At 46.2% G+C, this 13,868-nt stretch carries 16 protein-coding genes and 1 tRNA gene; 10 read left to right on the top strand and 7 right to left on the bottom strand.

Features of this window, described 5'->3' with window-relative positions:
* Positions 1-43: 43 nt before the first annotated feature.
* Complete coding sequence (locus tag ACN0R8_RS09165; RefSeq protein WP_417596771.1) at positions 44-1,546, bottom strand: M48 family metalloprotease; 1,503 nt, start codon at positions 1,544-1,546, stop codon at positions 44-46.
* A gap of 304 nt (positions 1,547-1,850) precedes the next feature.
* On the opposite strand from ACN0R8_RS09165, the gene ACN0R8_RS09160 reads away from it, so the two are divergent.
* Both ACN0R8_RS09160 and ACN0R8_RS09155 read left to right on the top strand, forming a co-directional pair.
* Positions 1,851-2,087, top strand: a complete 237-nt coding sequence (locus tag ACN0R8_RS09160) for a sulfurtransferase TusA family protein (protein ID WP_417596770.1) — start codon at positions 1,851-1,853, stop codon at positions 2,085-2,087.
* An 8-nt stretch (positions 2,088-2,095) separates the two neighbouring features.
* Positions 2,096-3,181, top strand: a complete 1,086-nt coding sequence (locus tag ACN0R8_RS09155; RefSeq protein ID WP_417596769.1) for an AI-2E family transporter — start codon at positions 2,096-2,098, stop codon at positions 3,179-3,181.
* Positions 3,182-3,195: 14 nt separating this feature from the next.
* On the opposite strand, the gene ACN0R8_RS09150 is transcribed toward ACN0R8_RS09155, so the two are convergent.
* On the bottom strand, positions 3,196-4,206 hold the full coding sequence (locus ACN0R8_RS09150; RefSeq protein WP_417596768.1) for a diguanylate cyclase: 1,011 nt from the start codon (positions 4,204-4,206) through the stop codon (positions 3,196-3,198).
* A 359-nt stretch (positions 4,207-4,565) separates the two neighbouring features.
* On the opposite strand from ACN0R8_RS09150, the gene ACN0R8_RS09145 reads away from it, so the two are divergent.
* The 3 genes from ACN0R8_RS09145 (at position 4,566) to ACN0R8_RS09135 (ending at position 6,380) form a co-directional block, all read left to right on the top strand.
* Positions 4,566-5,624, top strand: coding sequence for a permease (locus tag ACN0R8_RS09145; protein WP_417596767.1), 1,059 nt, complete (start codon positions 4,566-4,568; stop codon positions 5,622-5,624).
* Between the two features lie 86 nt (positions 5,625-5,710).
* Entirely contained in the window at positions 5,711-5,968 is a 258-nt protein-coding gene (locus ACN0R8_RS09140; RefSeq protein ID WP_417596766.1) for a hypothetical protein, read from the top strand.
* On the top strand, positions 5,961-6,380 hold the full coding sequence (locus tag ACN0R8_RS09135; RefSeq protein WP_417596764.1) for an ArsR/SmtB family transcription factor: 420 nt from the start codon (positions 5,961-5,963) through the stop codon (positions 6,378-6,380). The genes ACN0R8_RS09140 and ACN0R8_RS09135 overlap by 8 nt, the downstream gene beginning before the upstream one ends.
* A 411-nt stretch (positions 6,381-6,791) precedes the next feature.
* Here ACN0R8_RS09135 and ACN0R8_RS09130 read toward each other — a convergent pair.
* Positions 6,792-6,868 (bottom strand) — tRNA-Arg (locus ACN0R8_RS09130).
* 64 nt (positions 6,869-6,932) lie between these two features.
* On the opposite strand from ACN0R8_RS09130, the gene arsS reads away from it, so the two are divergent.
* The 3 genes from arsS to ACN0R8_RS09115 are packed head-to-tail and all read left to right on the top strand — an operon-like array spanning position 6,933 to position 9,300.
* A complete protein-coding gene (arsS, locus tag ACN0R8_RS09125; protein WP_417596763.1) occupies positions 6,933-7,898 on the top strand; it encodes an arsenosugar biosynthesis radical SAM (seleno)protein ArsS in 966 nt (321 codons plus the stop codon).
* Between the two features lie 14 nt (positions 7,899-7,912).
* Positions 7,913-8,686 carry a TIGR04283 family arsenosugar biosynthesis glycosyltransferase gene (locus ACN0R8_RS09120; RefSeq protein WP_417596857.1) on the top strand — a complete coding sequence of 258 codons (774 nt, stop codon included), beginning with the start codon at positions 7,913-7,915 and terminating at the stop codon, positions 8,684-8,686.
* Positions 8,659-9,300, top strand: coding sequence for a TIGR04282 family arsenosugar biosynthesis glycosyltransferase (locus tag ACN0R8_RS09115; RefSeq protein WP_417596762.1), 642 nt, complete (start codon positions 8,659-8,661; stop codon positions 9,298-9,300). Before ACN0R8_RS09120 ends, ACN0R8_RS09115 begins: the two co-directional genes overlap by 28 nt.
* Before the next feature lie 9 nt (positions 9,301-9,309).
* Here ACN0R8_RS09115 and ACN0R8_RS09110 read toward each other — a convergent pair whose 3' ends face one another.
* From ACN0R8_RS09110 to flgA, 4 genes are all read right to left on the bottom strand, one after another.
* Entirely contained in the window at positions 9,310-10,095 is a 786-nt protein-coding gene (locus tag ACN0R8_RS09110) for a flagellar brake protein (RefSeq protein ID WP_417596761.1), read from the bottom strand.
* A 30-nt stretch (positions 10,096-10,125) separates the two neighbouring features.
* Positions 10,126-10,614: a flagella synthesis protein FlgN gene (locus ACN0R8_RS09105; protein ID WP_417596760.1), complete on the bottom strand. Its 489-nt coding sequence runs from the start codon at positions 10,612-10,614 to the stop codon at positions 10,126-10,128.
* A 9-nt stretch (positions 10,615-10,623) separates the two neighbouring features.
* On the bottom strand, positions 10,624-10,932 hold the full coding sequence (gene flgM, locus ACN0R8_RS09100) for a flagellar biosynthesis anti-sigma factor FlgM (RefSeq protein ID WP_417596758.1): 309 nt from the start codon (positions 10,930-10,932) through the stop codon (positions 10,624-10,626).
* 164 nt (positions 10,933-11,096) lie between these two features.
* A complete protein-coding gene (flgA, locus tag ACN0R8_RS09095) occupies positions 11,097-11,789 on the bottom strand; it encodes a flagellar basal body P-ring formation chaperone FlgA (RefSeq protein WP_417596757.1) in 693 nt (230 codons plus the stop codon).
* Positions 11,790-11,968: 179 nt separating this feature from the next.
* Between flgA and ACN0R8_RS09090 the strand changes: the two genes are divergently transcribed.
* Complete coding sequence (locus tag ACN0R8_RS09090; RefSeq protein ID WP_417596756.1) at positions 11,969-12,910, top strand: chemotaxis protein CheV; 942 nt, start codon at positions 11,969-11,971, stop codon at positions 12,908-12,910.
* A gap of 77 nt (positions 12,911-12,987) precedes the next feature.
* Entirely contained in the window at positions 12,988-13,827 is an 840-nt protein-coding gene (locus ACN0R8_RS09085; protein ID WP_077242947.1) for a CheR family methyltransferase, read from the top strand.
* The last annotated feature ends 41 nt before the right edge of the window (positions 13,828-13,868 follow it).

Genomic DNA, 13,868 nt, shown 5'->3' with positions numbered 1-13,868 from the left:
AAACCCGGTATTCGGCTGAATATCGGATTTTTTAGTTTTGAAGTTATTGAAAATTCAGCTCTTTAAATAGCTTTTCCAGGTCTTTAATGCGATGGTCGATACGGGCAAATTCGATAGGATCATTACTGGCATATTCCCGGGCTAACTTCAATTCTTTAATGCCCTGAGGAATATCACCGGTTAGCTGATGGTACTCTGCATTGGCTTTATAAACGGTCAGCAGATCTTTACCATCCGCAGCGGCTTTTGCCAATTGTTGCCAAACCCAGGGATCTTCCGGGCGCTCCCGGCTGAGCTTCTTAAAGGCCTCCATCGCCCGAGGTGTTTGTCCTGCATTCAGATAAGTCTGGGCGGTAAAGGCTTTGACTGCCATATTATCAGGTGTTTCTTTAAGCTGTGTATCGAGCAGACTGAAGGCCTGATCACCATGACCGGTCCTTACTAAAACTCTGGCGGTGAGCAGGCGAAAATAGAGATGGTCCGGCTGTAGAGCCAGTTGTTCTGTCAGCTCCTGAGCTTTTTGGGTTTTGCCCTGATCAAGGGCGCTCAGAATATCAGCGTAAAGTTTGACGGGTTCTTTTATGCTATCTGATATGCTTTTTAACAATGCCGTCAGTGCTACAGGACGCTCTTTAACCGGGGTTTGCTGCAGCATTGCACGAACCCTGATCAGCTGAAACTCAAGGTTGCTGTAAAAGGCTTCGGTGCCATCTTTTATCTCGCGCTCTTTTGCAAAGGCGATTCGGCTTTGGGTTAGTGGGTGTGTCAGTAGAAATTCCGGTGCGCTGCCCCCACTTGTGCGGGCTTCTGCTTGCAGAAGCTCAAACATTCGCGCCATGCCACTACTGTCAAAACCGGCCTCTTTCAGTACGCGAAAGCCTACTGCATCGGCTTCCTGTTCATGGAGTCGGCTGAATTGCAGTTGGCTTTGAATGGCTGCTGCCTGAGAGCTGGCAATGGCAGCCACACCAGCTTGAGTGTGACCATTGGCGCTCAATACCAGTCCGGTCAGCATGGCGGTTAGCAGAGATAGTTGCTGTCCGTCCGCATTGTCTTTTCGTCGGGCGTAATGGCGTTGGCTAAGATGTGCCAATTCATGGGCAAGTACCGATGCAACCATATCTTCATCTTTGGCCTTCAGTAGCAGGGCGCTATGGACTCCTATGACTCCCCCGGGTACAGCAAAGGCATTGATGGTTTTGGCATTGATCGCAATAAGATTTAAGCGGCGCTCATAAAGGTCCGCCTCTACAGCCAACTTATTGACGAGGGTTTCCAGGTAATTCTGCAGGATAGGGTCGTAGATCACAGGGCTGGCAGCGCGATACTGACGTAGCCATGCCCGCCCCAATCTGTATTCCTGATGCATTGTCAGACGGTCAGGCTGATCGCTACCGATACTTGGCAGTTTACCTGTATCAGCAGTTACAGAAGAGGCCAGTAGGGACGATATTACCAGCAGCAGGCCTGCAATGGCTGCCCGAAGATATTTCAGCCCGTATTGTCCGAAAGATATGGTTCGGGATGATGTTGGTAAGAGAGGCACATTGAATCCCTGTTGTGAGTCATAAAAAACAGCAGCAGTATCTGAAACTCTGTTACTTCGAGAGCACGTAAATAGTGAACCGAGAGATCATTCTATCGCTGTACTGTCTGTTGCTGAGACAACAGGATAAAGCATCAGTTTCTGATCCAAAAGCAGATGCACAGATAAGGTAAACTATATGGCCGGCATAGGGACGGCTGTTTTGGGTTTTATCTTGCACTTTATGCTGACATCCCCTTTAATCAGTCGTTGATTTTTGTCTGATTCAATCCAATAAAAACAGTGAGTTAATCCGAGGAAATAGATGGCATACGCAATCGACCAAGAACTGGACACTAAAGGCCTGCACTGCCCGATGCCACTGCTGAAGGCGAAGTTAGTACTTAATTCTATGACAGTGGGCGATGTTGTAAGGGTTGTAGCGACCGATGCCGGATCATGGGATGACTTCGATGTTTTTATTCGCCAGAGCCCTCACGAGTTACTTGATCGGGAACAACAGGATGATGAATTTATATACTGTATCCGGAAAGGGGAATAGGTAGCGCCATGGCAATGAAGGATGTGGCCCGCTATTGGGCTCAGAGATATTTTTCGGATGAAGAAGCGGTCATTTTCTTCCTGCTGCTGATTGGCGGTTTCAGTATTGTGATTTTTATGGGGGCCATGCTGGCACCTTTTCTGTCCAGTGTTGTTTTAGCTTATCTGTTAGCAGGGATTGTAAGAAAGCTTGAAGAGGTGCGTGTACCTTTTCAACTGGCTGTTGTTCTGGTGTTTCTTATCTTTGTCAGCCTGCTTTCAGCTTTGGTCCTGGTCGTTTTTCCCTTGGTCTGGCGACAGCTAATGACCCTGATTGATGAGCTTCCCGGTATGCTGGCTGAAGGCCAGCAACTGCTACTTCTGTTGCCGGAGCAGTATCCTAACCTGATCAGTCAGGGGCAGATGCAGGAGCTAATTGGTGTCGCTGCAGGTGAGATTGGTATGGTGGGGCAGAAGCTGGTATCGCTTTCACTCTCTTCTGTACCGAACCTGTTTGGTTTGATGATTTACCTGGTTCTGGTGCCGATTTTGGTCTTCTTTTTGTTGAAGGACCGAGATCTTCTGATCAACTGGTTTGTCAGTCACCTGCCGGAAAAACGGGTTTTTATGACCGGTATCTGGCGGGAGATGGATCAGCAGTTAGCGAACTATATCCGGGGTAAATTTATCGAGATTGCGATTGTGGGGGTTGCTACCTACATCGGGTTAATCTCTTTTGGTGTGCAGTATTCTGCTCTTTTGGCTGTATTGGTTGGCTTGTCTGTATTAGTTCCTTACATTGGCGCTGCCGTAGTAACAGTACCTGTCGTATTGATTGGCATGTTTCAGTTTGGCCTGAACGATACCTTCTTCTATATGCTGATGGTTTACGGCGTTATTCAGGCACTGGATGGCAATGTACTGGTTCCTTTGCTGTTCTCTGAAGCCGTGAATCTACACCCGGTAGCGATTATTGTGGCAGTACTGGCTTTTGGTGGTGTCTGGGGGTTCTGGGGGATCTTTTTTGCAATTCCATTGGCAACACTGCTTAAGGCAATTCTTTATGCCTGGCCTCGGGCTGTGGATGCTTCTGAGCCAGAAAAAGAGGTGCTCTGATAGCAGAGCACTCTTCAGAATAGCTCAATATCTGCGGTTTGATTATTAGCGGACTGGCACTGGTTCCGGCCTTTTTCTTTTGCCCGGTAAAGCGCTTGGTCGGCGATGCGGAATAGCTCATCAGCCTCGTTGCTATACTCGGAATTTACTTTGAAACTATAGCTGCCAAGAGAGCAGGTCATGACGCCGAAACTCTCATTGTTCACATGCTCAAGCTGTAGGTCAAATACCTGTTGCCGAAGCATTTCCGCGGCGTCTTCTGTTTCCCTCTCATCCAGTAAAGCAAGAAGGGCAAACTCTTCACCTCCTAAACGAAAAGCATGGGCCTGAGCTGACGGCGTTTCTTTATTCAGGCGGATACAGATCTCTTTAAGGCAGAAGGCAACCTGAGTCAGGGCTGTATCTCCTTTTTGGTGCCCGTAGGTATCATTGAATTTTTTAAAGTGGTCGATATCAATTAAAATCAATCCAGCCTGAGATTCATGATGTAATTTGCATGACAGGAATTTATCAAATAATTCATTAAAATGTCGTCGGTTGTACAGGCTGGTCAACGGGTCTCGCAGAGAGAGCTCACGGACAATTCTGTGATCGGTTATATCCTGATGAACAGCTATATAGCCGGTCTTTTTCCCGTGCTGGTCGTGGTCCGCAGCTATAGTTGCTGACACCCAGTAAGTGGTGCCATCCTTGCGGCGGTTACACATCTCTCCCGTCCAGCTTCTACCTTGACCTAATGTTTCCCAAAGCTCCTGATAGACTTTGTTATCCGTTTGAGGGTGGCGAACAACACCGTGACGATGACCGATTAATTCATCCCGGGAATAGCCAGAAATATCACAGAAGGCCTTGCTGACATCAATAATGATGCCGTCGAGGTCGGTACGTGAAGTGATTACATAGCGATTGATGATTCCCAGATAGGATTGCGCCAGGTGATTGGCCATTTTTCGGGTTTCAATCTCCGCAGAGAGGCGGCGGTTCCAGTAAACCACCACGACAATCAGAGCTGTAACAAAAAACATCCAATGCAGATATGCCTGATAAACAGAAGGTACCTCTTTAACGGTATCAGAGCCTGAAACCGCTATGTTTGCTGCTAGTACTGTCGATACCGGGAAAGCTAAGTTAGCACAGATGAGATAGAACAACCCTGTAGTCAAACACCTGAGTGGGATCGTCCGGAATATAAGCTGCTTTGACACGAGAATCCTTTTCTGCAGAAAGCTTTATCCATATTGTCGCATAAAAATGCCGGTAAAATCTGCAATCTCCATAGTGGATGTCTGGTTTTGTGAGGCGCATACTTGCATGATTGTGCTTTTATGAATATATTGCCTCCATGATTTGACGTTTAACAACTGAATAAGATGGTTGGGAGAGCATGGATAAACTTACGATTGCACTAAATGAATTTCTGCATGTCGGTGGTGCACTTGCCATTGTGATTGCAGCGGTTTCTGTTTTAACAGGCTTTATGCGGGAATATATACCCCAGGATAAGCTACAGCAGAAACTTACAAAGCATGAGAAACAGGGGCCACTGATTGGTGCTCTGATTGGGATGTTAACTCCGTTTTGCAGTGCCTCCGTTGTGCCGGTCACAATGGGAATGGCGACCATGGGGGTTTCTCTGGGTACTGTTCTGAGTTTTTTGATCTCAGCACCTTTATGTAACTTTGTTGTGTTGGCGATGATATATGCCACTTTCGGGTTAAAAGTAACCTCTATATATCTTGCGATCACATTTATTGCGGCTGTTGTTGGTGGCTGGCTTATTACCAAAACACCCTGGAGAAATGAGATAAAACGCGGGGATGAGTTAGAGAGTGGAAAGGCACCGCCTACCTGTTCCGCAGCGGCCCCGGTTTCAGGCTGTAGTGATGTTAAGCCCGTATCAGATTGTGGTGCTCAACCAGTATCGACCGGTGAAGCTCAACCTATGGCTACGGTAGCGAATGATGCAGCAACAGTGGATCTATGTGGTACTCACTCTACGGCTATATGCGGAGCAGCTCCTGCAGGTGCTGAGTCAAGCAAAGCTCAGAATGCACTTCGCTTTGCCATGGCCTTGTTTAAAAAAATCATGCCTTATGTATTGCTTGGCGCATTAATCAGTGGTCTATCGGCAGCTTACTTGTCGTCGGAATTGGTGGAGAAATACGTTGGTGGTGACAATGTACTATCTATCATTCTCGCGGCTGTCATTGGGGTTCCCCTGTATCTGCGTATTGAAATGGCGATCCCGCTGCTTAATGTACTGATTGTTAAAGGCATGGGTATGGGGCCTGCTATGGCGCTTATTATTGGCGGAACAGGGGCCAGTTTGCCTGAGATTGCATTGGTATCTGCTGTACTTAAACCCAAGGCCGTTATCGCTTTCGTGATGATTGTGTTAACTACCGCGATTATCGGTGGCCTTCTCTTTCAGTATGTAATCTAGGGACGTTAGCTTGACTCTGCTCCGGAGGTTGTATGTCAAAAACAGAAAAGATGGTATGTAGCCCAAAGAGGTTTGCTGGAAAACTGATGAAATGGTGTGCGTATCACTATATCTATCAGATTGTTCAGATCCTTATTAAAGGGGGTGACCTGTCTGAGCAGACTAAAGTGGGTCGTCAGGTCGCCTTACTGGGTATTTTTTGCCCTACTTTCTGGTACTACTTTTTATCTGGAGCAGATCGATCAACGCTTATTTTTCATGGGACTCACTCGGGTATCGTTTTCCTGATCGGAGTCGCTATAATGGCTGTAAGCCTAAAGAAAAAAAGCAGAATTGATGAATAATGAACAATATATAGATGCTTTAAAAGCTCTTGCAGAACCCCATAGATTGCGTCTTTTTTGGCTACTGATCCATGTTGATCAGCGCGTTACTGTTGCAGAGGCGATGGATGTTACCGGGGAGACGCAGTATAACGTGTCCCGCAATCTGAAAATGCTATATAAATCCGGTTTGCTGACTCAGCAAAAAAGTGGCAAGTGGGTTTATTATACCTTGGCAGAACAACAACAGCCTCATTGGGTCGCCTTGGTTGAGTCGGTACGTACACTTCCTGAGGAAAATTTTGCTGAAGTCTCTTCCCGCTGTGTCCTGCGTTTAGCCATGCGGGAAAATAATGAGTGTGTTGTTGGCCCAAACAGCGAGGAATGGCTGAGAAGAATTGCTGACCCTGCTGTCGCAGAGCGTGATAAATAGGTTTCAGTTGTGGCTGCTATACTAATATAGGCTAGAGAGTAAAGGCGAAACCCAGACCAGTGAATACTGGTCTGGGTTTTTTTGTTTATGGGCAGTCGTCGGAGTATTTTGAAATCTGCCATTATCAGCAAAATGCCCGCAGATACTAAGCGGGCCTTATAACTCGCCTTTTATAGTAGCCTCTAGCTGGTTAGTAGCAGCTAACTTTTTATTCTAACAATAGATTTACATCTTTTTGCCGTCGATAGAATTGAATCCAACAGGGACGTATTGATCGTATTCAATAAGGAACAATGTTTAGCTTGGGAGGTCTCTGTTTGCTCTGCTATGTATCTATGCTGTACATGGAGCAGAAAACAGGATTCGAATAGTTTAGATGGTGTGCGTAACGTGTTGATTTTTAAGCGTAAATGGTGCCCCAAGCAGGAGTCGAACCTGCGGCCTTCCCCTTAGGAGGGGGACGCTCTATCCAGCTGAGCTATTGAGGCACTGACTTTGAAAGTGCAGACATTATAATGAGTTCTTACAAAAAAACCAAACTGAGGATCTATCATGCTTGATACCCGCCCCCTTCTGGAAGAGACTGATTTCCCAAGAATTTTCCGGGGGAAACTTTCTATCCTGCAGGTTAATTTGGGTTATCTGTGCAATTTGAGCTGTGTGCATTGTCATGTGAACGCCGGGCCGAAAAGAACTGAGCTGATGAGCCGCGAATCCATTGATCAGGTACTTGAGTTTATAGACCGTCAGGGAATCAAAGTGCTCGATCTGACAGGTGGTGCTCCGGAAATGAATCCTGAGTTTCGCTATCTGGTCACAGAGGCCCGTAAGCGTGGTGTTGAGGTGATTGATCGTTGCAACCTGACCATTCTGAATGAGCCTGGCTATGAGGATTTGGCACAGTTTTTGGCGGATCAAAAGGTGGTAGTTACCGCATCCTTGCCTTGTTACTCTGAGCAGAATGTGGAGCAGCAAAGGGGCAAAGGGGTATTTGCTGAGAGCATCATTGCATTGCAAAAACTGAATGAGCTGGGCTTTGGCCAGCCCGGGAGCGGTCTGAGTCTGAACCTTGTTTATAACCCCGGTGGACCATTTCTGCCCCCTGCACAAGCCGGTTTACAGGCTGATTATCAACGCGAACTGAAAGAGTCCCATGGCATTGTTTTCAATGAGCTACTGACGATCACGAATATGCCGATTAGTCGTTTTGGAAGTATGCTGCTTTCCAAAGGCCAGTTTGCTGACTATATGCAGCTGCTGAAGGATAACTTTTCTGAGCAAAATCTTGCGGGTCTGATGTGCCGTAGTCTGGTCAGTATTGACTGGCAGGGTCGGGTTTATGATTGTGATTTTAATCAGATGTTAGAGATGCCTTTGATTGCCTCGGACCGAAAGGAAACATACCTGGCGGATCTTTTGAATGAGAATCTGGAGGGCGATGAGATTTTCATTGGCGAGCATTGCTATGGTTGTACTGCTGGTCAGGGGAGTAGCTGTGGTGGTGCTCTTGGTGATTAGACGATTTGACTGACATGATTAGTGTGATTATTCCTGTTCTGAATGAGGCGGATAATGTTGAGTCTTTTCTCAGGCATTTGCAGCCTTTTCGTGAGTCTGGTCATGAGTTGATTCTGGTGGATGGGGGCAGTACTGATTCTACCCTGAGCCTAGCTGCTCCCTGGGTAGATCGGGTACTGGTGTCCGGTGCTGGCCGTGCACAGCAGATGAATGCTGGGGCTGCTGCGGCAGAGGGAAATATGCTGTTATTTCAGCATGTGGATACAATACTTCCTGATTCTGCTGTTTGTACTTTGTCTTCTCTGGGAGCACGGTCCTGCTGGGGGCGCTTTGATGTTTGCCTCTCTCCGGGCCATTGGATGTTTCCGGTGATTGCTGGGTTGATGAATATCCGGTCTCGCGTAACAGGCATTGCTACTGGGGATCAAAGTATTTTTGTCAGTCGCGATCTTTTTGATCAGGTTAATGGTTTTCCATTGCAGCCTCTGATGGAAGATATTGAACTTAGTGTGAGGTTGAAACAAAAAGCTTCACCGGTCTGTATCAAGGACAAAGTACTGACCTCTTCCCGGCGCTGGCAAAATAAGGGTGTGTGGCGCACTATTCTTCTTATGTGGCGGTTTCGCTTGGCTTATTTGCTGGGTATTCCAGCTGAAACTCTTGCGGCCTCTTATTATCCCGGCTATGAATTGAAATCAGGTACCAGAGTGCGGGAAGTTTTCCCTGAAAACCTCTCTGATATCAACACAGGTGATACTTTATGCAAGGTTCAGAAAGAAGACGGTTAATTATTCAGTTTGCTAAAGAGCCAGTGGAAGGAAAGGTAAAAACACGATTGTTAAGTGGTTTTAAGCCTTCAGAAACGGTTGATTTGCATTGTGAGCTGGTCTCAGTTACTGCCGAAGCGTTGCTGGCTTCAGAGGCTGAGGAGCGGCAGTTGCATATTGCAGGTAATCTGAGGCACCCGTTTCTGACTCCTTTTGAAGCTCAGGGTTTTACTCTTATTCAGCAGGTTGAAGGTGACCTCGGTCAGAAAATGCTGGCAGCCCTCAATAAAGGACTTGAAGAGTTCGAGCAGGTTATTTTGGTTGGTAGTGATTGTCCGGCTATTTCTCCAGTGATTATTGAGAGTGCTTTCTCCGCACTAGATAACGAGTGCCGTTTAGTTCTAAACGCAGCAGAGGATGGGGGCTACGTATTAATTGGTTGTAATCACAGGCTGCCGGACGCTCTGTTTGACCAGGTTAATTGGGGAAGTAAAACGGTTTTGTCAGAAACATTGTCAAATGCTGCTTCTTTAGGTTTACAAGTGAGATTGTTGCCGGAGCTTTGGGATGTGGATTATCCTGAGGATGTATCCCGCTGGCGCCGTTGGCAGTATCAGCAGGATCATATCATCTGATATCAGGTTTTATTCTAGACCTTTGCGGCGTGCTTCGCGCTGCAGGTAAGCAACGAAACGGTCGATCTCTCTCTGGTTTCGTCCATCAGGATTCAGAAACTGGAAGCCGCATTGTGTTGTTTTTTTATCTTCAAAATAAACTGCCCGCCGGGCTTCTGCTGCGCAGAGTACTGACGTATCAAACTCGGCTTCTGGCAAATCAAAGCTGAGCTCATCGAATACTTCCATATCCTCAAAGGCTGGTTCTACCAGGTAGGGGAATTCAACTTTACAGCCAGTAGAAGAGATATCAATGATTTTCCCAACCAGAGGTTTTTGGCGCTTATAAGACGTAAGTTTAATATCTTCCTGATCGGCTATTGCAATATGGGCACGATAGGCATCGCGACGCTGCTTATAAAGTAGCTGTTTAGGCATTGCGACTTTATAGATGGCGGCTCCTTCATTATGCCCGGCGCCAACAACTGTGTTGTTGCCAAATGCAACCTGAACGCCCTTATCATTTGCCTGAATACTAAAAACCCCACCCTCCAGAGCTCTTTTATGGCCGCTTGGCGGTGCTATTTCATCCAGGATAAAATAGCCGTCTTCCAGGTCAACTTTCAGAACAATACTGGTAAAGCTCTGCTTGTTGTGGCCTTGAAAAACAATAGTAAGAGGAGAGCGATGTTTTTGTAATGATCGGAGTACAGCAAAAATACTGGCTTGGCGGGTAACCAGGTGCTTCCGGCTATCCTCTCTTTGTGTCGTTGCCTGTGGCTTGGCTTCGGTATCTGAATCAACAGTGCCAGTCATAAAGAAACCCTGTACATGTTAAAAATTGACTCAGGCCTGGCCGAGATCACGTGATGACTGAGCGATAGAACGACCCTTGGCATTATAGGTTCGTGCAGTTCGTGCTTCAGTATTGTACTGAAGAATACTCAGCATAGCATCGACTTGTTGCAAACCTTTATTGATGATCATGCCGTTTGCCTGGTTAATTTCTTTAACATCGTCATGCAGCGAAATAAGCTGCTGCCACCCTTGAGACAGTGAGGCTGACACTTTTTCAGGAAAACCGGCAATAAGCGCAAGCATGCTCTCATCATCGAGTTCAAGATCTTGGGACGTTAGAATTTCCTGTCGATCATTGATATCAGCTTCAACTTGATTGAGAAGCTTCTGCTTCTCAAGCGTGATCATTTGAATCTGTTTAATATCACGGATCTTCAGTGCTTCTTTTTCGTTTTCGATGCACCGCTTAACAGCTTTCATATGTTGAATGCTGTTAAGCAGGTGCTGTTTGACTGTTTGTGAAAGGGCTTCACTCACGGGCTGACCTTACAGTTTATTTTCAAACTGAATAATACTTTTTGCCAGTGCCTGATAGTCAATCTTGTAAGTGCCATCTTCGATAGAAGACTGAATAGCATTTACTTTGCTTTCATCAATGTCGGGAGCAGACTGTGCACGGCTGTTCAGGCGAAGAGCCTCATCACTCAGCTGTACGCTGTCGCTCTTGGTGCTTGTCTGTGAAGCAGCAGAATGAGCCTCATTTTTAGAGACCTCATTTTTTTCGGAAGTCTGTCCGGAAGTACGAACGCGATTTCCTGCTAAGCCGCTGGACAGGCTGTTAAGATCGATAGCCATTTTGACTGACCTCTTTGAGAAATATCAATAACTTGAATTGGTTATCGGCACTTCTTCTGAAAGCTTTAATAAAAATTAATGAATTTACAGGCAAGTATAACAAAAAATGCAAAATATCTGAGATTCACCTTCAGAAAAGGGTCTTCCAAAAGCAATTTTTTCGTCTACATAGGGACAAGTACATTACCTGGCCCTGTAACCACCGCTCTGATTATACGTCTGGATTGCGTATTTCGCACCTGAATTTGTTCACCCAGAGCCCCATCCTGGAGTGCCTGGCCTTTGATGCGAACACTGAGACCGCCAACCTGGGCCTTAATAATTACATCATCACCCTTGCGGATAGCATCTGCAGCCTGAACCATATTGGTAAAAACGACGCTGTTTGCCTGGATTGGTCGAACAACTTCAGTACCTGCTACCTGATCAATATCTCTGAAATAACTATAGTTGAGTGAGGAGCTTTCAACTTCCCGAAGTGCAAGCAACTGACGACTTATAACTGAGCCTCGGGGAAGAGATACACGGCTAATGACAACGGGCTCAAAGATCTGGATGTTAGCGGGAATAAAAATCCCCCAACTGGCTGATGGACAGCGTACGCGAATATTGACTTTGCCTGACAGGCTTTTGTTTCCCAGCTGATCAAGCTCCAGTGGTTCCGGGCATTTTTTCAGGCGTAATCGAGGATCAATACTGCCAACATCAATATTGATGTGACTGGTGTTAAGTGCATCCAGTTTAGGTTTCAGGTAGGCGGTAACAGCTGCCTGAAGGCTCTCTTTAGTTTCCAGATCTGCAGCAATGCTCAACGGAGACGTGATCCATACCAGTAGCGTGCACGCGATAAATCGCATAACCCCTGGCTGAGTTAAGTTGATGCTGAGAGAGCGGAAAAAAACCAATGTAACTGCCTCGTAATTGTCGTGTAGGAAATTGTTAAACTATCCAAGAAGGGGAAATCCCCAGTTCACCACTGATCTATAAAAGGGTAGTCTACACATTCTGAATTGAATTCCTATCAGTGGATGACTTTATGAATGAGCAAGCAGGCCGCCTTGCAGAGCGGGCGCAACTTGTTGGTGGTAACCGTATGGAGCTACTCCTGTTTCATCTCAGGGGGCGCCAGAGTTATGGTATCAATGTATTTAAAGTTAAGGAGATTCTTCCTTGTCCTCAACTGACGAACCTGCCGCATCATGGGGCGATTGTTCGGGGTGTAGCCAGTATCCGTGGTCAAACAATTTCGGTCATTGATCTGGGAATGGCCATTGGTCTGCCACCGGTTAAAAGTCTCAACGACAGTGTTGTAATTGTTACTGAGTACAATCGTGTCACTCAGGGGTTTCTCGTATCTAAGGTTGATAAAATTGTTAACCTCAACTGGAAGGATGTTCATCCACCTCCTAAGGCAACAGGTAAAGACAATTACCTGACTGCGGTAACCGAACTTAACGGAACCATGATTGAGATCATTGACGTTGAGAAGGTTATCTCTAAAGTGCATCCAGTGAATGAGCGTGTCAGTAAAGGTGTTGTTGATGATACTCTGAAGTTGATTTCGTCTAAGTACCATGTTGTGGTTGTAGATGATTCAGGTGTTGCCCGAAATCAGGTGATTCGCTGTCTGGATGAGGTAGGGGTGCAGACAACCGGCCTGACAAATGGCCTTGAGGCGCTCAGGTATCTGAGAAGTATTGCTGATTCCGGTAAAGAAGTGGACGACGAAGTACTGATGATCATTTCTGATATCGAGATGCCTGAAATGGACGGGTATACCCTGACAACAGAGATAAGATCCGATCCTGATCTGAGTCGTATACAGATACTGTTGCACACCTCTTTGAGTGGCATTTTTAATGAGGCCATGGTTAAAAAAGTAGGTGCAAATGACTTTTTGGCAAAATATGACGCTGATGAGTTGGCCCGAAAAGTTGTTAGCAGAATCAATTCGTTGCAGCAGGTTGAGCCAGCTTAACAATAGATAAAGACTTGTCTTTTGCTAATTTGTGATAAGCTGTTAGAAACGTAACGCTGTTTGAGTGAGTTCATAGAATGTCAACAGTCAGAACTATTGATATCAAAGACTACAATGCTTTTCGCAAGTTTCTTCAGGATGCTTGTGGGATTTTGCTGGGTGATAACAAGCAATATCTTGTCACCAGTCGTCTGAATAAGATCATGGCTCAGCATGGAATGACGACTCTTGGTGAACTCATTAAAGCGATTACCTCGAACCCTCGCTCGGGACTGAAAGAAGCGGTTGTTGATGCGATGACGACCAATGAGACTCTGTGGTTTCGTGATATTCATCCATTCAATATTTTGCAGAATCAGTTACTGCCGGAATTGAGTAAAACGCTAGGGGCTCAGCAGCTCAAAATCTGGTCTGCTGCTTGTTCAACAGGCCAGGAACCCTACTCCATTAGTATGGTGCTGGATGAATTTAAGCAAAGGAATCCAGGCTCATTCCGTGCAGGTGAGCGTATTGTTGCCACGGATATCTCTTCTACGGTTTTGAATTCTGCCCGAAGCGGTGAATACGAAATGCTGGCACTCGGTCGTGGCCTTTCTCAGGATCGTTTGACGAAGTTTTTCCTGCAGACAGGTGATGGTCGTTGGGCGGTGAAAGCACCGATTAAACAGCGGGTTGATTTTAGGCCAATGAATCTTCTGCATAGCTATTCGATGCTGGGCAAGTTTGATATCGTTTTCTGTCGTAATGTACTGATCTATTTTTCAGCGGATCTTAAGAAAGATATTCTTACGCGCATTCATGGTGTTCTGAAGCCTGGTGGTTATCTGTTCCTAGGTGCTTCTGAGGCATTGAGTAATATGCCGGAACTTTATGAAATGGTGCAGTGCCGCCCAGGAATTATTTATCGCGCGAAATAGTCTTTTGGCTATTCCCGCTGCAAAAGATCCCGCTTTCAGCG

This window comes from Oceanospirillum sp., assembly GCF_048265165.1.
GTDB lineage: Bacteria > Pseudomonadota > Gammaproteobacteria > Pseudomonadales > Halomonadaceae > Oceanospirillum.
Note: the sequence above shows the minus strand (reverse complement) of the source record. Positions and strands in the feature narration are given on the sequence as shown.

Bases quoted from the DNA above. Each gene is read 5' to 3' on its own strand.
- ACN0R8_RS09110 (WP_417596761.1), bottom strand. From the start codon at position 10,095: ATGACTGGCACTGTTGATTCAGATACCGAAGCCAAGCCACAGGCAACG.
- ACN0R8_RS09155 (WP_417596769.1), top strand. From the start codon at position 2,096: ATGGCAATGAAGGATGTGGCCCGCTATTGGGCTCAGAGATATTTTTCG.
- ACN0R8_RS09145 (WP_417596767.1), top strand. From the start codon at position 4,566: ATGGATAAACTTACGATTGCACTAAATGAATTTCTGCATGTCGGTGGT.
- ACN0R8_RS09135 (WP_417596764.1), top strand. From the start codon at position 5,961: ATGAATAATGAACAATATATAGATGCTTTAAAAGCTCTTGCAGAACCC.
- ACN0R8_RS09160 (WP_417596770.1), top strand. From the start codon at position 1,851: ATGGCATACGCAATCGACCAAGAACTGGACACTAAAGGCCTGCACTGC.
- ACN0R8_RS09120 (WP_417596857.1), top strand. From the start codon at position 7,913: ATGATTAGTGTGATTATTCCTGTTCTGAATGAGGCGGATAATGTTGAG.
- flgM (WP_417596758.1), bottom strand. From the start codon at position 10,932: ATGGCTATCGATCTTAACAGCCTGTCCAGCGGCTTAGCAGGAAATCGC.
- flgA (WP_417596757.1), bottom strand. From the start codon at position 11,789: ATGCGATTTATCGCGTGCACGCTACTGGTATGGATCACGTCTCCGTTG.
- ACN0R8_RS09090 (WP_417596756.1), top strand. From the start codon at position 11,969: ATGAATGAGCAAGCAGGCCGCCTTGCAGAGCGGGCGCAACTTGTTGGT.
- arsS (WP_417596763.1), top strand. From the start codon at position 6,933: ATGCTTGATACCCGCCCCCTTCTGGAAGAGACTGATTTCCCAAGAATT.
- ACN0R8_RS09085 (WP_077242947.1), top strand. From the start codon at position 12,988: ATGTCAACAGTCAGAACTATTGATATCAAAGACTACAATGCTTTTCGC.
- ACN0R8_RS09150 (WP_417596768.1), bottom strand. From the start codon at position 4,206: ATGTTTTTTGTTACAGCTCTGATTGTCGTGGTGGTTTACTGGAACCGC.
- ACN0R8_RS09115 (WP_417596762.1), top strand. From the start codon at position 8,659: ATGCAAGGTTCAGAAAGAAGACGGTTAATTATTCAGTTTGCTAAAGAG.
- ACN0R8_RS09140 (WP_417596766.1), top strand. From the start codon at position 5,711: ATGAAATGGTGTGCGTATCACTATATCTATCAGATTGTTCAGATCCTT.